Below are 22139 nucleotides of genomic sequence, written 5' to 3' on the forward strand. Positions count from 1 at the left end.
AGCCGACCGATTCTGCCCTGGTTTTTCCGGGCTGCGCTGACAGCCGTACCACCGTTCCTTCATGCCCTTTCTCCAGAAACTGAAGCCTGCTATCCTTGCCCTCACCGTGTTGAGCTGGCTGGCACTGCTGATCAGTACGCTGCTCCACACCGATGCCGCCATGGCGACCCGCTTCGGCGTGCTGCCCGATTGGGTGACGCTGGCAGCGCAGGCCACGTTTGCAGTGGGCGTGTTCATGTATCAGCGGGAGCGGCCGCACCCGTTGCGCGGCACCGATTTCGTGGGGTTGCTGCGGCGGCTGTTGCTCGGGCCGGGGCTGCTGGCGGCGGCCGGTCTGGGGCTACATCTGTTGGAGCGCCTGCTGCAGCCCGCAACGGCTGCTTCTAACCCCGCTTTTTTCGCGGTGGCCTACACCATCAACGTAGGTCTGTTTGTCGTTTTTGTTGCCTATACCACCTACACGTGGCGCTCGTTGGTGTTTTTTCGGGCCTCGCCTACCATCCGGAGCAACTGGCTGTGGTTTGAGCTGCTGCTGGGCGGCACCTTGTTGCTGCGTTTGCTGAATTGGCCGCTGCCGGCCCCGCTGGCTTACGGTATGGTGGGGGCGCTGGCGGTGTTTGGCATCTACCTGAGCAGCAATCAGAAATGGGTGGCCTACCTGAACCGACGGCAAAAGTGGGAAGCCGGCTTCCTGCAGCTTTCGCTGCTGCTGTGCCTCACCGTCGGCGCAACGTACTTTCTGCGCATTGCCCAGGACCCATTGCTCGTGGCCCCGAAGCCCCAGGCCGCTTTTCTGCTGCTGATGGCCGGGCTGGCGGCCTTTTATGCGCTGATGGCCCTGCTGGTCACGCTGTTCAATCTGCCCACGGCGGGCATATTCGAGCAGAAGCGCGAGGAGATTCTGAGTTTGCAGCGCCTGAGCCAGCTTATTCAGAAAGGCCAGGATGAGCAGGAAGTATACGATATGCTCTTCGATGCCGCGGTGGAAACCGTAGAGGCCGACGCGGCCTGGCTCGACGTAGACGGCGAAGGCCGGGAGCCGGTGCTGAGCAAGAGCCTCAACCTGCGCACAGAAGATATCAGCGCCATCCGGAGCCTGCTGGCCGACTACAACCTGGGCCACATTGAGTACCTGAACAACGACCTGCCCAACAGCAGCGGCTTTCGTGACCTCGATCTGCGGCTGGGCTCGCTCATTGTGATGCCGCTGCGCTCGGCCAAGCGGCAATATGGCTCCTTATATATGCTCAAGGAGCAGACCCAGGGCTTCGACCGCGAGAATCTGGGCATTCTGCAAACCTTCACCACCCAGACGGTTCTCAGCATTGAAAACCTGCACCTGATGGCCAGCTCGCTGCAGAATGAGCGGGTGCAGGAAGAGCTGAAAATCGCCTCGTCGGTGCAGGACAGCCTGATTCCGAAGAACCTGCCCATTGATGACTGGTTCGAAATTGGCTCGCACGCGGCGGCGGCTAAAGAAGTGGGCGGCGACTTCTACGACTTCCTGCACCTGCCCGGCAAGCGCCTCGCCATTCTCATCGGCGACGTATCGGGCAAGGGCATCACGGCCGCGTTCCACATGGCCCAGATGAAGGGGATTTTTCACGCTCTGATGCAGGAAAACCCCTTGGCGAAGGACGACCGGGAGAAGTTTCCGGTGCCCAGCAAGTTCATGTCGATGGCCAACCGCGCCCTGACGCACTGCCTGGAAAAGTCCTCGTTCATCACCGCCGCGCTCTACATCATTGATTATGAGCACGGAGGCTTCGTTTTTGCCCGCGCCGGGCATTGCCACACGCTCTACTATCACTCCATCAAGGAGGAAGTTTCCTACTTCCACACCGCCGGGCTGGGGCTGGGCATCATCCGCAACGACTCCTACGAGAAGCACATCAAAAACCAGTTCTACGACTACAACCCTGGTGATGTGATGGTTATCTACACCGATGGCATTGTGGAAGCGCGCGGGGCAGACCAGGAAGAATACGGGGAAGACCGGCTCAAGCAGATGCTGGAGCGCAACTACTACCTGGAGGCCAACGAAATCAAGCAGCAGATTCTGCACGACCTCAACGAGTTCAGTGCCGGGCAGCCCATGCATGACGACCAGACGCTGCTGGTCATCAAATTCAAAACAGCCCAACCCGAAATCCTAAGTTAACGTACAGAGGAGGCATGAAAATAACGCAACAGTCTACCGAAAATACCCTGATTCTCAGCCTCGACGGGGAGCTGGATGCCAGCTCATCCGTTTTGCTCGACACGGAACTAACTAAACCCGAAGTACTTAACTACCAGAAAGTTCTCATCAACTGCCAGCGCCTGAACTATATTTCTTCGGCCGGTCTGGGGGTTTTTATCTCGCACCTGCAGCAGTTTCAGGATGCCGACGTGAAGCTGATATTCTTTAACATGCAGGAGAAAGTGCACAATGTGTTTGAGATTCTGGGGCTGGATGCGCTGATGACTATCGTGCCGTCGGAGGCTGAAGCCACCGCTATTTAAGCCGCCGCAGGCTAACCGTGGGGATGAAAAACGCAATCCGGATCAGTTGTAACCGCAGTAATCTGAAGGTAGTGCGCGACTTTGTCAGCACGTACCTGGCGGCCTACAGCCTCTCCGATCTGCACCTGAATCAGATTGTGCTGGCCGTGGATGAAGTGGTAGCCAACCTGATTATTCATGCCAACAGCGAAGACGACACCCAGCACCTGGACCTGCGCCTGAACGTGGACAACCAGGTTTTCGGCATCGAAATCGAAGACGATAGCAAATCCTCTTACACCCCGTCCTCCTACCGCGAGCCGGACCTGCATGAGCACATCCGCACCGGCAAGAAGGGCGGCGTAGGCATGGCCCTGGTCAACCGCATTATGGACCGGGTGGAGTTTTCGACTACCGGGGCGCACAACGTGTGCCGGTTATACAAAAAGATAGCCTGAGCTCGTTGAGCCTCAGCCAGAGAAAGCACTTCCTGACCGAAGTGCTTTTTTCGTGGCAGGCTGCGCCAGGCAAAGCGGTTGGCAGCCAAAAAAAATCCGTAAAATTGCGTCAGGCCGCCGCTTCGGGTTGAAGCCATCGGCGCTGACAGTTCGCTTTAGTAGTTTCTTAATCCCTGTATGCACAAACGCATTCTGTACGCCGGCCCGATTGCCGTTGCATTGCTGGCCGGGTGCCAGACCTCCAAACCGCTTACCGCCGCCAAGCAGCCCGTGGTTGAGACGCTGGGCACGCACGAGGTGCCCGCCTCGGAGTTTGCCTACGTGTACCGCAAAAACAACAGCACGGCCCCGGAATTTGGGACCAAAGCCAGCGTGAGCGAATACCTGGACCTGTACACCAACTTCAAGCTGAAGGTGCTGGAAGCCGAGCAGCGCGGCCTCGATACCACCCGCGCCTTCCGCCAGGAGCTGGAAGGCTACAAGCAGCAGCTCGCCCAGCCCTACCTGACGGAGAAAAGCGTGACCGACCAGCTGGTGCGCGAAGCCTACGACCGCATGGGCCAGGAAGTGAGTGCCTCCCACGTGCTCATCCGCATCACTCCCGATGCCGACCCCAAGGACACCTTGGCAGCCTACCAGAAAATAATGGCCCTGCGCCAGCGCGTGACGAGCGGCGAGGACTTCGGCCAAGTGGCCCGCGAGGCTTCCGAAGACCCGTCGGCCCGCGAAAACGGCGGCAAGCTGGGCTACTTCACGGCTATGCAGATGGTGTATCCGTTCGAAACGGCGGCCTACAAAACCAAGGTGGGCGAGGTGTCGCAGCCGGTGCGCACGCGCTTTGGCTACCATATTATTAAGGTGAATGACGTGCGGCGGGCGCAGGGCGAAATCAAGGTGGCCCACCTCATGATCCGGGCCACGCCGGGCATGCCCAAAGCCGACTCGGTGACGGCCAAGAAGAAGATTGACGAACTGTATGCCCGCCTGAAGCGCCAGGAAAACTGGGAAAAGCTGGTGGCGCAGTTTTCGGAAGATGCCGGCTCGGCGGCCAACGGCGGCGAGCTGCCCCCCTTCGGCACGGGCCGCATGATTCCGAGCTTCGAGGAAGTGGCCTTCAAAATGCAGAAGCCCGGCGACATTGCGGGGCCCGTGCAAACGCCCTACGGCTGGCACATCATCAAGCTGATTGAAAAGCAGCCCGTAGCTAAATTCGAGGACCTGGAGCCGTCGTTGAAAAGCAAGGTTTCCAAGGATTCGCGCTCGGAGCTGAACCGGGCGGCGTTCCTGAAGCGCATCCGCACCGAAAACAGCTTCACCGAAACCCCGGCCACCAAGGATTTCGTGCTGGCCAAGGCCGATACATCACTGGTGAATGGGCGCTTTAAGTACACGGCCCCGGCCGCGCCCGCCAAAGCCGGAAAAGCCACCACCGACAACTCCACGCTGTTCACCATCAAGGGCAAGCCGTATCTGGCGAAGGATTTCCTGGCCTACGTGCAGCAAAACCAGAAAGCCCGCCCCGGCTCGGAGCCGCGTTACACCATGCAGCAGCTCTACGACCAGTACGTGGATCAGCAGCTGACCGATTTCGAGAAAGCCAACCTGGAAACCAAGTACGAGGACTACCGGATGCTGGTGAATGAGTACCGCGACGGGATTCTGCTGTTTCAACTGATGGACGAGAAGGTGTGGTCGAAAGCCATTGAGGACACCACCGGCCTGCAGAAATTCTTCGCCGACAACCAGAGCAAATACCAGTGGGATGCGCGGGTGCAGGGCACCGTTATCAGCGCTGCCACCCCCCAATTGCTGGCCCAGGCCCGGCAGCAGCTGAAAGCCGGCCGTTACGCCGTGAAAAACGGGGTGCCGGCTTCCGTCACGTTCCGCCCCGGCACCGCCGACCTGCTGAAAGCCAACTGGAGCAGCCTCGACCGCCTGGCCAGCCAGATGCAGGCCGACACCACCTTGAGCCTGGTAGTGACCGGGCGCGGTAAGAAAGGTGAAAGCGCGACCCTGATCCGCAAGCGGGCCAGCAACGTGGTACTCTACCTGACCAGCAAAGGCGTGCCGGCCCGCCGCCTGAGCACCGCCGCCAAAACCCAGACCGCCGCCGACGGCTCGGCCCTGCTGGCCATGACGGGCACCAACCCGACGGCCCTGGAGGAAACCCTGAACGCGCAGAACCCGCTGGCCGTGCAAATCACGCAACGCAGCTTCCAGAAGGGCGACAACAAGGTGGTAGACGAGTTGATGAGCCGTGGCCCCGGCTCCTACGAGATGCAGAAAGACGGCCGCTACTACGCCGTGACCATCGACAAAGTGCTGCCCGCCGGCCCCAAAACGCTGGCCGAAGCCCGCGGCCAAGCCACTTCCGACTACCAGAACTACCTGGAAAAGCAGTGGATTGCGCAGCTGCGCGACAAATATCCGGTGAAGCTGAACCAGGCCGAGGTTGATAAGCTGGTGACGAAGTAGCACAAGCTTTAGGCTTCAAGCTGCAAGCCGCAAGCAGGACGACCTGCTTGCGGCTTGTTGCTTTATAGGCCTACCCTTTTTAAGCTGCAAGCTGTAAGCCGCAAGCTCTACGCTTGAAGCTCATGGCTTGCAGCTTAAAATCAGCCTTCATGCAACGCTCGGGCGGCGGCGCGGCTCTATGGGGCAGGCCGGCGCGCCGGGGCAATGCGCCGCGGTTTTTGCCGGAGAAAGGATTTATGTTGAAATTTACGGGCGGCTTTCTGCGTTTCAGTAGCCGACCAGCCTAGGCAGCCTCCTGCTGGCTTCGGGCATTACCCTTTTCGATTCCATGATTCAATTCGTTCGTTTGTCTGCCCGCGTGGCGCTGCTGGTAGTGGTGCTGCTGGCCGGCACCGTAAGTTCCGGCGTGGCCCAGCTGGGCATTGGCCGCCCGGTGGGCCGCACAATGGTAGATGCCATCATTGTGAAAGTAGACAACCAGATTGTGCTCAGCTCCGACCTGGAAGCCATTTATGCCCAGCAGCTGGCCCAGGCCGAAGGCAAGCCGCTGCCGCCCGATCTGCGCTGCCGCATTCTGCAGAGCATCGTGCTGAACAAGCTGATGCTGGCCAAGGCCGAAACCGACTCGGTAGTAGTGGAAGATGGCCAGGTGAAAAACGAGCTGGACCGCCGCATGGCCTATTTCGTGCAGCAGATCGGCTCGGAGAAAAAGCTGGAGGAGTATTATAACAAGTCCATCAAGCAGCTCAAAGACGACCTGCGGCCCCAGATCAAGGAGCAGCTGGTGCAGCAGAAAATGCAGGAAACCATTGCCGGCAAAGTCACTGTGACGCCGCGCGAGGTGCGGCAGTACTTCAACCGCATCCCCAAAGACAGCCTGCCCTACTACTCGACGGAGGTGGAAGTGGGCCAGATTGTGAAGCTGGCGCAGGTGAACCCCAAGGCCAAGCAGGAAACCATTACCAAGCTCAACGACATCCGGGCCCGCATTCTGGCCGGCGAGGATTTCGCTACGCTGGCCAAGAAATATTCCGAGGACCCCGGCTCGGCGGTGGAAGGCGGCTACCTGGGCTTTTTTAAGCGCAAGGAACTGGTGCCGCAGTACGAGGCTGCCGCCCTGCGTCTGGAGCCCGGCCAGATGTCGCCGGTGGTGGAGTCGCAGTTCGGCTTTCACCTCATTCAGCTTATCGAGCGCAAGGGCGACTCCTACAGCACCCGCCACATTCTGTTGAAGGCCGCCACCGGCAACACCGACGTGAGCGAAGCCGCCACGCAGCTCAGCAAGCTGCGCACCCGCATTCTGGCCGACAGCATCACCTTCGCCAAGGCCGCCAAAGACCAGTCGGACGACAAGCTGACCAGCGGCACCGGCGGCCTGATTGCCAACCGCCAGGACAACAGCACGTATCTGCCCCTGGATAAGCTGGACCCGGCCATCTTCTTCACCATCGACACCATGAAAGTGGGCCGCATCACCCCGCCCCTGCCCTACCGCACCGACGACGGCAAGGACGCGATGCGCATCATCTGGCTGAAATCGAACACGCCGCCCCACCAGGCCAACCTGAAGGACGACTACCAGAAAATAGCCCAGGCCGCCCTCAACGAAAAGAAAAACAAGGCCCTGGACGAGTGGTTTCTGCAGAACCGGGGCAGCGTCTATATCGAAGTCGACCCGCGCTATACCGATTGCAAGCTGCTGAACGCGGTAAATTAATTTTTGAGGAGCTAGGAGTTGGGAGCTAGGAGGCAAGAGGTTGAAATGTCGTTGACTGCCTCCTAGCTCCCAACTCCTAGCTTCTAGCTCCTCCCTCCTAGCTTCTATCTCCTAGCTCCTCCCCGAATGCGCACATTTTCTTCCGATAAAGAAGCCGCCGACGCGCTGGCGGCCTCCTACCAGACTCTGCGCAAGGAAATTGGCAAAATTATTATCGGGCAGGATGAGGTGGTGCGCCTGGTGCTCACGGCCGTGTTTTCGCAGGGCCACTGCCTGCTGGTGGGTGTGCCGGGGCTGGCCAAAACCCTGCTCATTCAGACCATTGCCGACTCGCTGGACCTGTCGTTCAACCGCATCCAGTTCACCCCGGACCTGATGCCCTCCGACATTGTGGGCTCGGAAACGCTGACCCAGCAGCGCGACTTTCAGTTCGTGAAGGGCCCCGTGTTTGCCAACATCGTGCTGGCCGACGAAATAAACCGCACGCCGCCCAAAACGCAGGCGGCCCTGCTGGAAAGTATGCAGGAATACTCCGTGACGGTAGCGGGGCAGCGGTATCCGCTGGAGCGGCCGTTTTTCGTGCTGGCCACCCAGAACCCCATTGAGCAGGAAGGCACCTACCCGCTGCCCGAGGCCCAGCTGGACCGCTTCATGTTCAACATCGAGCTGGGTTACCCGAGCTACGAAGCCGAGCTGCAGATCGTAAAAAACACGACTTCCGACCACCGGCCCACCGTCAGCAAAGTCCTGCATTCCGACGACATTCTGGCCTACCAGCACCTGGTGCGCCGCGTGCCCGTGGCCGACAACGTAGTGGAATACGCCGTGGGCCTGGTACACAAAACCCGCCCCAACACCGACCGCGCCGCCGGCCGCGCCACCCAGCTACTGGAATGGGGCGCCGGTCCGCGGGCCTCGCAGCATCTCATTGTGGGAGCCAAATGCAACGCCCTGCTCAACGGCAAATACTCGCCCGACATTGAGGATGTGAAGGCCGTGGCCGTACCCATTCTGCGCCACCGGCTGGTGCGCAACTTCAAAGCCGAAGCCGAAGGCATCAGCGTGGAGCAAATCATCAAAGAACTTCTGTAGTAGTGTTGAATTTTTAATGGTAAACGGTGAGTGCTTATCAGCCCCGCAACCGTTCAAAGGTTCATTCACCCCTCAAAACTCAACCCTCAACATTCTCTAAGGTGGAAGTCCCGTCGTATTATCAGCAGTTTGAGCGCAACATCGAAATGATTCTCGATGCCCTGCGCGCCGGTCTGGACCTGCGGACCACGGCCCTCGAAACCTCGTTGCCGCTGGAAGTATATGTGCTGTGTGAAGTGCTGAATCAGGGCGGCGCCCGTTTTCAGCTCACCACCGAAGGTCTGGCGCGGCTGGCCGAGTTTGAGCAGCAGTACCGGGAGCACGCGGCGGAAATCGAGGCCATCATGCGCCGGATTCTGGAAGACAAGCGGGCCACCATGCGCACTCCGGAGGGCCGCGTGCTGACCAAGGAAATGCTGATCCGCCGGCTGGAATTCTTCAACGAAACCGCCCGGCAGGTAAACGTGATGCGTACCCAACAAGCGCTGGGCAGCCCCATGCAATACCAGCACCCGCACATCAAGGGCTTGGTAGTAAATAAGTAGGCGTATTCTGCTTGGAGACGGGAACTGGGAGGCTACGGTGTAGTCTGCGGACGCAACGAGAGTGACCTTGAGCAGCGACCGGAGCCCTGCTTTGCACTCGCACCGCTCGGCTTATTATTGAATCAAATTATAATATATTTGGACTTTTTCCTATAATCACTGCTTTACTGCTGATTTCTATCGGCAACGAGGCTGTGATTATATGATGAACCTCTCCCCTCTACCTGTGTCCAGCGGGTTACTTACTGCTAAGTATTGGAGCGGAGCAGTAAAGGCCGCTGTTTTCCGGCTCCCGCTGGTATCTGCCAGCAGCCGTTGGGGGTTCTGCAGCTTCGTGAACCACGTCTCCGACAGTGTATGCATCCGGAAGCGCTGCAAGACTGATTGTCAGCGATTTGCTCTAGCATATTCTGGTGGCCTCAGGCATATTTCAGCGTGGGGCCGCTTGGTGGGGAACTTTGTTTTTGCGCTGGTAATACTGACCGCTGGGCCAGTGGCTGCGCAAAATATTTCTGCCCGTACCCGCTACTGGGAGGCCCGATCAGATTCCCTGCGCCGGGTGCTGGCTGGGCAGCGTGCCGACACAGCTCGTTTGCGCACGCTTATGCACCTGGCCGATGTCGAGCCGCTTTTGCGGACAAACAGCCTTCTGGTAGATGAAATCAGCGAATTGGCGGGGCTTAGTGCCCGGCTGCACCGCCCCGAGCGGCGGGCTTACCGTCTGCTGGCGGTCGGCAACCAGCTGCTCCAACGCAACGCCCTTATTCCCGCGCTCGATAGCCTGCAGGCCGCCATCGCCGCGTTCGACCTGCTTGGCCGCCCGATACCCTGGCTGCTGGGCGACCTGCGCCTGCTTTTCAACCGCTTGGGCTACCAGGAAGCCAAGGGCGTTTATTATCATACCAAGCTGGCTGAGTACCGCCGCCGGGGCGCTCAGGAAAATATGGCTGCCTGCTGCCACGGCTTGGCTGGCTACTACATGAACAAGGGCGACTATAACCGGGCCACCGGGTTTTACCTGCAAGCCTCCGCCCTTTACCGCACCGTCATGCGGTATCAGTCTTATAGCTTGTTGGCGGCAGCAGGAAGCGTCTATGCCGAATGGGGCAATCCGGAGCGAGGGCTGCACTACCTGCGGCAGGCTGTTGCCCTGCTGGGGCCCCGGATCAACGCTTTTCCCTATCTGCATCTGGCCCGGATCGAGTTGCGCCTGCATCACTATGCGGCGGCACTGCACGCCATTACCCGGTGCCTGGCGGCGAGGGAATGGGGAGGCATGGGGCCGGCTATGGGAAAAGCCCACGCGACCTTGCTGAAAAGTGCCATTCTGCTGGCGCAGGGTCACCCAAACCAGGCCCGGCCCCTGCTGCAAGTAGCTCAGCACCTCGCCGACTCGCTCCGCTTGGGTATTTACGACCAGGCGGGCAACTTTGAGCTGGACGCAACCTGGGCCCGGTACTACCGCCTACGCGGCAACGATGCCCAGGCTGAAGCACATTGGCTGGCGGCCTACCAGCGGGCCCGACAAAGCAACATTAAACCCTTGCAGCTGAGCTACCTGCATGAGTTGACCCGCTTTTACCAGCAGCGCCGCCAGCCTGGGCGTACAGCGGCCTATGCAGTAGCGGCCCTAGGCCTGGCCGATACGCTCAGGGTGGCCGAGGGCCGACTGCATGTGGCTCAGTATGAGATTGAGGAAGCTACCCGCGCCCAAACGGCCCGCATTGCCACCCTGCGTGAGCGGCAGCAGCAAGATGCGGCACGGGCCCACCGCCAGCAGACGGTGCTGGCAATTGTGCTGAGTGGATTGGTTCTGTTGCTGGGGTTAGCTGCGGCGCTCTACGCCGCTTTCCGGCGCTCTCAACGCCTTAAGCGCGTCGTTATCCGGCAGAAGCTGGACCTGCAAACTCAGCGCGACCAACTGGACCACTCCTTAACTGAGCTGCAACGGACCCAAGCCCAACTGATTCAGCGCGAGAAGATGGCCAGCCTAGGCGAGCTGACGGCTGGTGTTGCCCACGAGATTCAGAACCCGCTCAACTTCGTTAATAATTTCTCCGAGGTATCCACCGAGCTGCTTGATGAACTCGACCAGGCTCAGCACCGTCCGGACCGTGACCCTGACTTGGAAGAGGAGCTGCTAGACGACCTCAAACAGAATCTTCACAAAATCAATCAGCATGGCCAGCGGGCGGCCGGTATTGTGCGCGGCATGCTGGAGCACAGCCGCCAGACCACCGGCGAGCGGACAGCAGTGGCTATCAACCAGCTCAGCAACGAGTATCTGCACCTGGCTTATCGGGGGTGGCAGGCAAAGAACAAAGCCTTTGCGGCCACGCTGCACACAGATTTTGCGCCCGACTTGCCCGCCGTCTGGGGAGTCGAAGCAGACTTGGGACGGGTCTTGGTCAATTTGCTGACCAATGCCTTCCACGCTGTTAGCCTGCGCCAGCAGCAGGGCAATGAGCCCACTTACCAACCCCTGGTGCGCGTATGCACTCGTCAGCTAGAAGGGCAAGTGGAAATTCGGGTCAGCGACAACGGCGTGGGCATTCCGGCAGAGCTGCAAACCAAAATATTCCAGCCTTTTTTCACTACGAAGTCGGTGGGAGAAAACATTGGATTAGGTCTGTCTCTTTCCTACACTATTATCACTCAAGGTCACGGCGGTACACTTACCGTTGAGAGCGAAGCGGGCCAGGAAACTACTTTTATCGTTCGACTACCCGTTATTGGCTCAGCACCGCTATAGGCTGGGGCAACGCAAGCGCTTCAGAAAAGGGTTTAACGGGTAGCGTTGTGACACCAGCAATACGGAATTTCGGGCGCGGCTACCGTTCGGCGGCCTCCAGTGCTGGGGTGGCTCATGTGCCTTGCGACTACCCTCTGTCTATTGCTGGTGGGCCGTAGATTTACGTATTCAGCCCAAAGAGCCCCGAATGACTGCTGCTCCGCTGTTTGCTCCGCCCCTGGTGCCCATTCACACGGCCCGTCTCGTGTTGCGGCCCTATGGGTTGGCCGATGAGCCGGCTTTCTTCGGGCTGATTGACGCGAACCGGCCGCGCCTGAGCCCTGCTTTCCCGGCCCGCGTGGCCGCCGTGCAGACCCCGGCCGATGCCCGGCGCGTGCTGGCCACGTTTCGGCAGGACTGGCAAACGGGCCGCCTCTACGTGCTCGGCATCTGGCACCGCGAAACCGCCGCCTATCTTGGCGACATCAGTCTGAAACCCACCTGGACAGCCGCCGTCACGGCCGAAATCGGGTATTATCTGGCCGCGGAAGCCGAGGGCCGCGGCTATGCCCGCGAGGCCTTGGTAGCAGCCGTGGACTTTGGCTTTGCCGCGCCGGTGCGGGCGGTGCGGCTCAGCATCCGCTGCCGCCCCGATAATCCGCGCAGCATGGCCGTGGCCGAGCACGTTGGCTTTCGGCGCCTGCCCGTCCGCTCCCGGTGGGCCGGGCGCGGCGCGGCCGATATCATTCACTACGGCCTCGACCGGCCAGCCTGATGCCGCATAGTGTGCCGGCTCACTCCACGCCGCGCCGGATGGTGGTGAGCAGGAAGCTCTGGTTGAAGTTGAAATAGAGCGCGAAGGAGAAATCGAACAGGCCGTTGTTCAGGTCGTAGAGCGGCTCGAAGCGGGTGGTCAGAATCAGGTTGCCGGGCAGGCGGTAGTCTTTCAGAAAGCGCGCAATGAGTAACTGGCGGTCTTTTTCCGTGTACTGCGGGTCGCTGACGGAGTTGGAGATGGAGCGGTAGAGCCGCCCGCCCAACGGCGAAATGTAGCCGTTGCCGCGCCAGTAAGCCACCTGCACGTTCGAGAGCCGCGTGTCCACGCCCGCGTTCAGATACAGCCCGGTACCGCGCCGAAAAGCCAGCACATCAGTAAAGGAGTAGTCGTCGAACAGCGTGGCGTAGGCATCGGCATGCACGGCGTGGAAAAACTGCGACGCTAGCGGCTTGCGCAGCCGCAGCCCGCTGGCCACGTTGAACAGCGTTTGCAGCGGCGCGGCCACCGTGTCGATCTGGCCGCCGCGGTGCGTGCCCGTAAATTGAAACGGCACCCGCAGCCACCAGCCGGCCGAGTCGCCCACCACAGTGGCCTCGGCCGCCAAGCCACCTGCCACTTCCTCTTGGAAGTTGCTGAAGCGGTACTGCTGCCGCTGCCAGTCGACCCAGGCATCCAGGCTCAGGCGTTTTTTCTGCAGCTTATACTGCACGCCTTCTTCCAGCCGGTTGGTCATTACCCGCTCAAAATCGAACATCGGCTCGATGTAGCCGTGGTGCAGGTGGCCCTCAATATTGCCGAACAGGATGCTGTGCGGGCCATTCTGGTACTTCAGCGTCAATAGCGGGCGCACTTGGCGCAGACGCGGCGTGCCGTAGTCCTTCCACAAAAACACGCCGGCTTCTACCCGTAAGTTGGCGCTGGGAAAGTACACCAGCCGGGGCAGCAGGTGGGCGCCGAAATACGTGCGGCCGTCTTCCAGCTTGTTGAAATACTCATTGTCCTTGTTGAACAGAAACGCCTGCACATCGAGGCGCAGCTGCCGCTCGTGAGCCGGCCCCACGGGCAGCGGGTGCAAAAAAGCCGAATTATCGAGTTGGGCAAAGGCCGGGGTCAGTCCACTGCCGAGGGCTAAAAGCGCCAGAATCAGGCAGTACCGCCGGCCGCGCATTGACAAAAATTTTAGCATAATCCTAGACCCCGAAATTCAGCAAATTTTTTTAGCATTGCGGGCACAAAATATAGGCTGGCCGCGTTACCCATTGCCAACCGGAAACAGCCCCGCCCGCCCCGCGTAAAAGGCCTCTCAACGGTTGGTAAGGCGACCAAAAAGGCCTACATTCACCAAACCTAAGCATTTTATCCCCAACCCTCTTCTAATGGCTGCTACCACAGACAAAGCCGAGAAAACTCCCGCAAACCCCCAGGCCGAGAAGCTGAAAGCGCTTCAGCTCACGATGGATAAGCTCGACAAGGCTTATGGCAAAGGCACCGTCATGAAGCTGAGCGACAACAAGGTGGTCGATATTCCGGCCATCAGCACCGGCTCGCTGGGCCTGGATATTGCCCTCGGCATTGGCGGCGTGCCCCGCGGCCGGGTGGTCGAAATCTACGGTCCCGAATCGAGCGGTAAAACCACTCTCACGCTGCACTGCATTGCCGAAGCCCAGAAAAAAGGCGGCATCGCGGCCTTCATCGACGCCGAGCACGCCTTCGACCGCGCCTACGCCGAGAAGCTGGGCATCGACACCACCAACCTGCTCATTGCCCAGCCCGACAATGGCGAGCAGGCTCTCGAAATCGCCGACCACCTGATTTCCTCGGGTGCCATCGACATTATCGTAATTGACTCCGTGGCCGCGCTGGTGCCGAAAGGCGAGCTGGAAGGCGACATGGGCGACTCCAAGATGGGTCTGCAGGCCCGCCTGATGAGCCAGGCCCTGCGCAAGCTCACCGGCACCATCAACAAGACCGGCTGCTGCTGCATTTTCATCAACCAGCTGCGCGAGAAAATCGGCGTGATGTTCGGCAACCCCGAAACCACCACCGGCGGTAACGCCCTGAAATTCTACGCTTCCGTGCGCCTCGATATCCGCCGTATCGGCCAGATCAAGGAGGATAAGGACAACATTACCGGCAACCGCACCAAGGTGAAGGTGGTGAAAAACAAGCTTGCGCCGCCCTTCAAAGTAGTCGAGTTCGACATCATCTACGGTGAAGGCATCAGCAAAGTGGGCGAAATTCTGGACCTGGGCGTAGATATGGGCATTATCGCCAAATCCGGCTCGTGGTTCTCTTACGACGGCAACCGGCTGGGCCAGGGCCGCGAAGGTGTGAAAACCATCCTGCTCGACAACCCGGAGCTGGCCGACAAGATCGAAAAGCAGATCCGCGACATGGTGAAAGGCGAGCCGGAACTAGCGCTGGCCGCCATTCCGACCGACGAGTCGATTGCGGAAGAAGACGACGAATAGCCCCCGGCATTTAACCTTAAAAAGCCTTTCTGGGAAACCAGGGAGGCTTTTTTTGTTGGGTAGTAGCGCGCCCGAAAACAGCGAAGCTGAACTCTGCCGCGGCTTTTGCGTTCCTTTTACTAGGCTACGATGCTAGTGTGCGGGCTACCCGATATCTTTGCTGGCACCGCATTTGAATGAGCGTCGGCCCGACCTTTTTTTGCCCGTTATCATGAAGCGCCGCTGGCTCCTTTCTTCTCTCACGCTACTGCCATTGGCAGCCCTGTTTGCCTTCGGCCCCACCGACGCGGTGCGGACCGTGCCCAATACCAGCTTCAACCGGGGCGAAGTGCTCCAGTACAAGGTGCACTATGGCCTCATCAACGCCGCCGAGGCTACCATTGAGGTGGCCAACGACCTGCACCGCGTGAATGAGCGGCCTTGCTACAAAGCCACCGTGACGGGCAAAACTACCGGCTCGTTCGACTTTTTCATGCGCGTGCGCGATACGTGGCGCACCTACATCGACACGACCAGCATTCTACCGCAGAAGTTTTTCCGCAACATTGAGGAAAACAGCTACCGCAAAAAGGAAACCATCGACTTCGACCATTTCAAGGACGTGGTGCAGGTAGAAACCCGCAAGAAGAACAAGGACGAGGTGCGCCACGAAACCTTCAAAGTGCCTGACAACGTGCAGGATATGGTCAGCGGCTTCTACTTCCTGCGCACGCTCAACTACGACAACCGCCGGGTGGGCGACGTGATTCGGGTGCAGGGATTCTTTGACAATCAGGTCTTTACCATGGACGTGATTTACAAAGGCCGCGAAACCGTCGAAACCAAGGCCGGCGACATTCGCGCCATTAAGCTGGTGCCGAAGATGCCGAGCAACAAGCTTTTCCGCGGCGAGAATGCCATATCCGTCTTTCTCTCCGACGACCGCAACAAGATTCCGGTGCTCATTCAGGCCGAGCTGTTTGTGGGGGCCGTGAAGGTGGATATGTATAAATACCAGGGGCTCAAAAACCGGTTGAATCTGGTGGCCCACAACTGATTTTCACGAAAAAGCGACTCCCCGGAGTCGCTTTTTTTATGCCTTTCCAATGCCCGAATCCCTTTCTGTGGCAGCTGCTGCAAAATCCCGAAATTGCCTGACCCGGCCAGCAAGCTCAGCAGTAAGCACTTCATTGGCCGGCGGAGTTGTTCACAAAAAGGTAACACGGCCGGCCGTCCGGCAAGCGGTATTTTTGTCCTCGCGCATTTTCTTTTATCCCCAAACCCCTCGTCCCGTGCACCCAAACGCCGCTACTCACCCGTACAAGATTCTGGTTGTGGATGATGATCCGGACATCGTGGAGCTGCTGGAGTACAATCTGCGCAAGGAGGGCTACGAAGTGGCCAGCGCCCCCGACGGCCGCAAAGCCCTGGAAATAGCCCCCGGCTTTGCCCCCGATATCGTGCTGCTCGATGTGATGATGCCCCACCTCGACGGCATCGACACCTGCCGGCAGCTGCGCACGCTGCCCAAATTCAAAGACACGTACATTATTTTCCTCACGGCCCGCGCCGAGGAGTTTTCGGAAGTGGCCGCCTTCGAGGCCGGGGCCGATGATTTCATTGCTAAGCCCATTAAGCCCCGCGCCCTGCTCAGCCGCCTGGCCGCCTTCGTGCGCCGCGACAAAGACCCGCAGGCCGTGTCCGACACCATCGAAATAAACGGCCTGACCATTGACCGCACGGGCTTTGCCGTGTACCAGGAGGGCCGAAAGATTTCCTTGCCCAAGAAGGAATTTGAGCTGCTGGCCTTCCTGGCCGCCTCGCCCCACAAAGTATTTGGCCGCGACGAGCTGCTGCAGAACATCTGGGGCAACGACGTATTTGTGCTGGCCCGCACCGTGGACGTGCACGTGCGTAAAGTGCGCGAGAAAGTCGGCGACCACCACATCCAGACCATCAAGGGCGTCGGCTACAAGTTCAATATCGATTAGCTGCCTGCCGCCGCTACCTGTCATCCTGAGCTTGCGAAGGACTTTGCCACGCCGAAAAGCAATTTGCTCCACGGATGCAGGGTTTCTCCCAAGCTCAGGATAACGTATTTTTATAGCTCACTCTCGTCGTGCTTCGCTTGAACCTCGCCTCTCGCACCATTGCCATCATCATTGCTTTCCTGGTAGCGGGTGTGCTGACCACGCTGGCCTGGCTGGTTCCTTCTATGACGCTGGAAAACGGGGCGCTGGCAGCGGGCATCACCTTGGCGGCGTGCTTTCTGCTAGTGTATCTGGCGTTTGAGGCGCTTATTTTCCGCGAAATCAACAACATCTACGCCGGGCTCGAAAACGTGAAGCGCAAGGAGTTTCGCAAGCTGTCGAACAAGTTTCTGTTTCGGCCCGAGCCGCTGAAGCGCATGCGCGACGAGATAGTGCAGATGGCCGAGCGCAAGCAGCAGGAAATAGACGAGCTGAAGCGCCTGCAGGCCCTGCGCCGCGAGTTTCTGGCCGACGTGTCGCACGAGCTGAAAACCCCGATTTTCGCCGCCCAAGGTTTCCTGCACACCGTGCTCGACGGCGACGTGGACGACGAGTTTCTGCGCCAGAAGTTCCTCACCAAAGCCGCCACCAGCCTCGACGCGCTGGATGCGCTGGTGCAGGACTTGGTCACCATTTCGCAGCTCGAAAAAGGCGTGGTGCGGATGCGGCGGCAGGCCTTCGATCTGGCCGCGCTGGTGCGCGAGCTATTTGAGCAGTTGGAGCAGAAAGCCGGGCAGCGCCAGGTCACGCTGGAGCTGTTTCCGCCCTCGCTGGCCACCGAGGCAGTGCGCGTGCTGGCCGACCGCAACCGCATCCGGCAGGTCCTCATCAACCTGATCGACAATGCGGTGAAGTATGGCAAGGAAGGCGGCCACGTGACCGTGAGCCTGATTGAGAGCAGCAAAAGCGTTAAAGTCTCGGTGCGCGACGACGGAGCCGGCATTCCGAAGCAGCACCAGAACCGCATCTTTGAGCGGTTTTACCGCATTGATAAAAGCCGCTCGCGCGACTCGGGCGGCTCGGGGCTGGGGCTGGCCATCAGCAAGCACATCGTGGAGGCCCACAAGTCCACCATTCGGGTGCACAGCGAGCCGGGGCTGGGCACTACCTTGGAGTTTAAGCTGCCCAAGCCGCGCCTGCCGCAGGCCGCGCCCGCCGCGCCCGAAGCCGGGGCGTAGGCTTCCCAAGTCTTCGCCGTACCTTTGCGGCCTCTATGAAGCTCCCCGATTTCCAAGACCTTATTCTGTTTGAAGACGACGATTTTATCGTCATCAACAAACCACCCTTCCTGGCCACGCTCGACGAGCGGTTCGGCAACGCGCCCAACATCCTGCGCATGGCCCGCCAGTACGCCGACGACGCGCAGGCCTGCCACCGCCTCGACAAGGAAACCTCCGGAGCTTTGGCCCTGGCCAAAAACCCCGAAGCTTACCGTCACCTCTCCATGCAGTTTGAAAACCGCGAGGTGAAAAAGCTTTACCACGCCGTAGCCTGGGGCACTCACCGCTTCGACAACCAGCTGGTGGACCGTAGCATCGAAACCACTACCAAGGGCAAGGCCCGCCTGGCCTACAAGGGCAAGGCTGCCGAAACCTACTTTACCACTCTCGAGCAGTTTGCCCGCCACACGCTGGTGCAGTGCGTGCCCATCACCGGCCGTATGCACCAGATCCGGCTGCACCTGATGTATCTGCAGGCCCCCATCGTGGGCGACGTGATGTACGGCGGCGAGGATTTTTACCTGTCGTCGTTGAAGAAGAAGTTCAACGTGAAGGAAGGCGAGGAAGAGCAGCCCTTTATCAAGCGCTTCGCCCTGCACGCCGCCAAGCTGGTTTTCAGCCGCCTCAACGGCGAGGAAATCACCGTGGAAGCCCCGTACCCGAAGGATTTCCGGGTGCTGGTAGACACGTTGCGGCAGTACAGCTAGCGTTAGGCATTACAGCCGCTCGAACACCGCCAGATGGCACGAATCGGCATCCGGGTGGGTCAGGTTGCTGGCTTTGGCTCCCTGCCAGCGCAGCCGGTACTGCGGGTTGTGCCGGAGCCGGCTCAGCGGCACGCCACCTTCTATGACCGAAAACCAGTCATCCCAGAAAATAAGGGAGCCGGCCGGCGGCACCGGGCCTTCCGGCTGGCGGGCGCGTAGAAAGCTGATGTTGCGCCGCTGCGTTTTGTCGAACGGATCAATCTGCAGCGCTTCGGCCAGGTAAGGGTGCTCGGTGACTACCATAGGCTTAGGGCCCGGATACGCGGCGGCAAACCAGGCCCCGGCTTTGTCGGCCAGCCGCACGTCGGCGGCTTTGGTGAAGTCGCGCTGCCAGCGGAAAGCCGTGCGGGCCCCGGTGAACAGAAACAGCACCACCGCCGCCGTGAGGCCCAGGCGCACCCGTTGCTGCCCCCGCGCGCTTTTGGCCAGTAGCGCCAGCGCCTGCACCCCATTCAGGGCAATGATGGCCATGAGCGGCACCATGGCATTGAGCACGCGCACCATCCCAAACGAAGCAAAAATGCCCTGCCACCAGAACAGCGTGTGGGCTCCGCAGTACACCACTACGCTGCCATAAATCAATAGCAGCTCGGCCCGAAACAGGTCGGGCTGCGGCCGAAACCGCGGGCGCAGCCACTGGCTGAGGACCCGGATTCCTCCCATCCAGAACAAGACAAACAGCACCAGCCCAATGACTCCGGGCAAGTGTGTGAGGTAGTGCGTGATGTCGCCGTGGCCGTACTGCGTGGCCCGATACGGGTAGGCGTTGTGCGTAAAAACCCACAGAAAGTCGCCGTACACCAGCAGCCCGGCCACACTATACACTAAGTAGCCCAGCACCAGCAGCGGTAGCGGCCGCCATTGCCGGCTCAGCGCCAGATACACGGCCCACACGCCCAGCAGCAGAAAGCCCTCGGAGCGCACAAACGGCAAAAACGACATTACCGCCGCCGACCAGCCGGTCCGGTTACTGAACGCCAGCCACACGCCCGCCACCAGAATCAGGCTGAACAGCGGCTCGGTGAGGCCCGAAAACTGAATCCGGAAATAGTCGGGGGCGGCGTAGGTGAAGAGCACGGCCAGCCAGGGCCAGGGCAGCCGCAGCCGGGCCGCCACGCGGTAGGCCAGCCAGGCCGCCGCGGCCACCACCGCGCAGTTGAATAGCTTAATGCCGACAAACCCCAACTGCGCCGGCCCGGCCGTGAGCAGCACAAACAGCGGCTTGGCCCAGGACTCCAGGAAGTTTGCCGGATGCCGGAACGCGTAGCGGCTGTACAGATAGTGGTTTATGCTGTCGCCGGTATCGTAGGTAGTGGTGGTGCCCACGGCGAAAAGCACGGATAAGCCGAAGAGGGCTGCGAGCAGCAGAAGCGCCGGACGCCGCCCCGCCGCGGCGGGTTCGGGGGCAGATAACACAGGAGAAGCAGGCATAGCAGGGGCTGGAAGGCCGAAAGATACTACCGCGCCCCGCAACGCCGCGGCCCCGGCCCGCACGGGTAAGAGCAAGAGCTTTAAGCGGATAATTCTGCCTATCCCTTTGCTTCGTAAGCAAAAGAAGGTAACTTTGTGTCCGTTTTTCCCGAACCCTTGCCGGGTTCTGTCTCATTTTCAAACGCTTACTCAACTCCCCAATGGATCATCTGAGCTTCAAGACGGTATCCGTCAACAAAGCCAACGCCAACAAGGGCTGGGTCGTGATTGATGCTGGCGACAACACTCTGGGCCGCGTGTCCAGCCAGGTTGCCAATATCCTCCGCGGCAAGCACAAGCCCTCGTTCACGCCCAACTCGGATTGCGGCGATTCGGTTATCATTATCAACGCCGACAAACTGCGCGTAACGGGTAAAAAGATGACCGAAAAAATCTACGTATCGCACTCGGGCTACCCAGGTGGCCAGAAGCGTAAATCGATGCGCGAAGTGATGGAGAAATCCTCGACCCGCGTTATCGAGCACGCCGTACGTGGCATGTTGCCTCACAACCGTCTGGGCCGCGAGCAGTTCCGCAGCCTGTTCGTGTACGAAGGTGCCGAGCATCCACACGCCGCCCAGCAGCCGAAAGCTGTTGACCTGACGAACCTGTAAGCCGAAGCCGGCTTCTCTTTTTTCCTCAATTCGTTTCATTAAATGGACATCCTCAACACCTCTGGTAGAAGAAAAACCTCGGTGGCCCGCATTTACATGCAGGCCGGGCAAGGGAATATCACTATCAACAACCGGGACATGAAAGCCTATTTCGGCAATGAGCTCCTGGAAAACATCGTGAACCAGCCCTTCGCTACGCTCGAGAAACTCGGGCAGTACGACATCAAAGTGAACGTGAGCGGTGGCGGTATCTCGGCGCAGGCCGAAGCTATCCGTCTGGCTATTTCGAAAGCTTTGGTAGAGCAGGACGCCGAAACGCGCCCCGCCCTGAAGAAAGAAGGCTTCATGACGCGCGACCCCCGCATGGTTGAACGCAAGAAGTTCGGCAAGCGCAAGGCCCGTCGCTCGTTCCAGTTCTCGAAACGCTAATCCCAGAGGAAATATATCATGGCTCAGTCCACCACCTATAAAGATCTGCTCGACGCGGGGTCCCATTTTGGTCACCTTACGCGCAAGTGGGATCCGAAAATGGCGCCGTACATCTTCATGGAGAAGAACGGCATCCATATCATTGACCTGAACAAAACCCTCGTTTCGCTCGAGCAGGCGTCGCAGGCTATCCGCAACATCGCCAAGAGCGGTCGGAAAATCCTGTTTGTCGCTACCAAGAAGCAGGCGCAGGAGATTGTGACGGAAGAGGCCAAGCGGTTGAAAATGCCTTTCGTCACCGACCGGTGGCTGGGTGGCATGCTCACCAACTTCGCCACGGTTCGCAAGTCGCTGAAGAAAATGAGCACCATCGACAAGATGGTGAAGGAAAACACGGCCTACGCAGCACTTGCCAAGCGTGAGCGACTGATGATGTCGCGTGAGCGGGAGAAGCTGGAGCGCGTGCTCGGTGGCATTGCCGACCTGAGCCGTCTGCCCGCCGCCCTGTTCGTAGTCGACGTGAAGCGCGAGCACATTGCCGTGAAAGAAGCTCAGAAATTGGGCATTCCGGTATTCGCTATGGTTGATACCAACTCGAACCCCGAGCTGGTTGACTTCCCGATTCCGGCTAACGACGACGCCTCGAAGTCGATCCAACTGATTGTTGGCGTTATCAGCAAGGCTATCGAAGATGGCCTGTCGGAGCGCAAAGTCGACAAGGACGAAGCCGACAAGAAGCAGTCGGAAGACGAAGGCATCAAGGAAAAACAAGCTGCTGACGAATAGTCTTTTTTGAGAAGCTAGAAGCTAGGAGTCAGGAGCTAGGAGTTGTGATGACGGCAAGAAGCCCATTCGATTCCGGTTCCTGGCTCCTAGCTT

19 protein-coding genes are annotated in these 22139 nt (G+C 59.5%); 17 read left to right on the forward strand and 2 right to left on the reverse strand.

Annotated elements, in window-relative coordinates:
- Positions 1-61 precede the first annotated feature (61 nt).
- The 9 genes from BUB62_RS04775 to BUB62_RS04815 all read left to right on the forward strand — a co-directional run bounded on the left by BUB62_RS04775 (position 62) and on the right by BUB62_RS04815 (position 12277).
- A complete protein-coding gene (locus BUB62_RS04775) occupies positions 62-2161 on the forward strand; it encodes a PP2C family protein-serine/threonine phosphatase (protein ID WP_073106843.1) in 2100 nt (699 codons plus the stop codon).
- Between the two features lie 14 nt (positions 2162-2175).
- A complete protein-coding gene (locus BUB62_RS04780; protein ID WP_073106845.1) occupies positions 2176-2505 on the forward strand; it encodes an STAS domain-containing protein in 330 nt (109 codons plus the stop codon).
- 23 nt (positions 2506-2528) lie between these two features.
- On the forward strand, positions 2529-2942 hold the full coding sequence (locus BUB62_RS04785; protein ID WP_073106847.1) for an ATP-binding protein: 414 nt from the start codon (positions 2529-2531) through the stop codon (positions 2940-2942).
- A gap of 177 nt (positions 2943-3119) precedes the next feature.
- Complete coding sequence (locus BUB62_RS04790) at positions 3120-5417, forward strand: peptidylprolyl isomerase (RefSeq protein WP_073106849.1); 2298 nt, start codon at positions 3120-3122, stop codon at positions 5415-5417.
- A gap of 328 nt (positions 5418-5745) precedes the next feature.
- Positions 5746-7134, forward strand: a complete 1389-nt coding sequence (locus tag BUB62_RS04795; RefSeq protein WP_073106851.1) for a peptidylprolyl isomerase — start codon at positions 5746-5748, stop codon at positions 7132-7134.
- Positions 7135-7260: 126 nt separating this feature from the next.
- Complete coding sequence (locus BUB62_RS04800; RefSeq protein ID WP_073106854.1) at positions 7261-8226, forward strand: AAA family ATPase; 966 nt, start codon at positions 7261-7263, stop codon at positions 8224-8226.
- 101 nt (positions 8227-8327) lie between these two features.
- A complete protein-coding gene (locus BUB62_RS04805) occupies positions 8328-8771 on the forward strand; it encodes a hypothetical protein (RefSeq protein ID WP_073106856.1) in 444 nt (147 codons plus the stop codon).
- Positions 8772-9375: 604 nt separating this feature from the next.
- On the forward strand, positions 9376-11523 hold the full coding sequence (locus tag BUB62_RS18705) for an ATP-binding protein (RefSeq protein WP_234988631.1): 2148 nt from the start codon (positions 9376-9378) through the stop codon (positions 11521-11523).
- 187 nt (positions 11524-11710) lie between these two features.
- Positions 11711-12277: a GNAT family N-acetyltransferase gene (locus tag BUB62_RS04815; RefSeq protein ID WP_073106861.1), complete on the forward strand. Its 567-nt coding sequence runs from the start codon at positions 11711-11713 to the stop codon at positions 12275-12277.
- A gap of 19 nt (positions 12278-12296) precedes the next feature.
- On the opposite strand, the gene BUB62_RS04820 is transcribed toward BUB62_RS04815, so the two are convergent.
- The gene (locus BUB62_RS04820; RefSeq protein ID WP_143164030.1) at positions 12297-13466 is read right to left on the reverse strand and encodes a hypothetical protein; all 1170 of its coding nucleotides are present in this window, start codon (positions 13464-13466) and stop codon (positions 12297-12299) included.
- Positions 13467-13656: 190 nt separating this feature from the next.
- Here BUB62_RS04820 and recA point away from each other — a divergent pair, with 190 nt between their 5' ends.
- The 5 genes from recA to BUB62_RS04845 all read left to right on the forward strand — a co-directional run bounded on the left by recA (position 13657) and on the right by BUB62_RS04845 (position 18687).
- A complete protein-coding gene (gene recA / locus BUB62_RS04825; protein ID WP_073106863.1) occupies positions 13657-14751 on the forward strand; it encodes a recombinase RecA in 1095 nt (364 codons plus the stop codon).
- Between the two features lie 211 nt (positions 14752-14962).
- Positions 14963-15787: a DUF3108 domain-containing protein gene (locus BUB62_RS04830; RefSeq protein WP_073106865.1), complete on the forward strand. Its 825-nt coding sequence runs from the start codon at positions 14963-14965 to the stop codon at positions 15785-15787.
- Between the two features lie 235 nt (positions 15788-16022).
- Entirely contained in the window at positions 16023-16721 is a 699-nt protein-coding gene (locus tag BUB62_RS04835) for a response regulator transcription factor (protein ID WP_073106866.1), read from the forward strand.
- A gap of 128 nt (positions 16722-16849) precedes the next feature.
- A complete protein-coding gene (locus tag BUB62_RS04840; protein WP_317041375.1) occupies positions 16850-17938 on the forward strand; it encodes a sensor histidine kinase in 1089 nt (362 codons plus the stop codon).
- Between the two features lie 35 nt (positions 17939-17973).
- Positions 17974-18687: an RluA family pseudouridine synthase gene (locus BUB62_RS04845; RefSeq protein WP_073106872.1), complete on the forward strand. Its 714-nt coding sequence runs from the start codon at positions 17974-17976 to the stop codon at positions 18685-18687.
- 9 nt (positions 18688-18696) lie between these two features.
- Here the strand turns inward: BUB62_RS04845 and BUB62_RS04850 are convergent, their stop codons facing one another.
- Positions 18697-20178 carry a hypothetical protein gene (locus tag BUB62_RS04850; protein ID WP_143164031.1) on the reverse strand — a complete coding sequence of 494 codons (1482 nt, stop codon included), beginning with the start codon at positions 20176-20178 and terminating at the stop codon, positions 18697-18699.
- A gap of 200 nt (positions 20179-20378) precedes the next feature.
- Here BUB62_RS04850 and rplM point away from each other — a divergent pair, with 200 nt between their 5' ends.
- The 3 genes from rplM to rpsB are packed head-to-tail and all read left to right on the forward strand — an operon-like array spanning position 20379 to position 22046.
- Complete coding sequence (rplM, locus tag BUB62_RS04855) at positions 20379-20831, forward strand: 50S ribosomal protein L13 (RefSeq protein ID WP_073106880.1); 453 nt, start codon at positions 20379-20381, stop codon at positions 20829-20831.
- A gap of 42 nt (positions 20832-20873) precedes the next feature.
- On the forward strand, positions 20874-21260 hold the full coding sequence (gene rpsI, locus BUB62_RS04860; RefSeq protein WP_073106882.1) for a 30S ribosomal protein S9: 387 nt from the start codon (positions 20874-20876) through the stop codon (positions 21258-21260).
- An 18-nt stretch (positions 21261-21278) separates the two neighbouring features.
- Positions 21279-22046, forward strand: a complete 768-nt coding sequence (rpsB, locus tag BUB62_RS04865; RefSeq protein WP_073106884.1) for a 30S ribosomal protein S2 — start codon at positions 21279-21281, stop codon at positions 22044-22046.
- The last annotated feature ends 93 nt before the right edge of the window (positions 22047-22139 follow it).

This window comes from Hymenobacter daecheongensis DSM 21074 (genome assembly GCF_900141805.1).
Lineage (GTDB): Bacteria > Bacteroidota > Bacteroidia > Cytophagales > Hymenobacteraceae > Hymenobacter > Hymenobacter daecheongensis.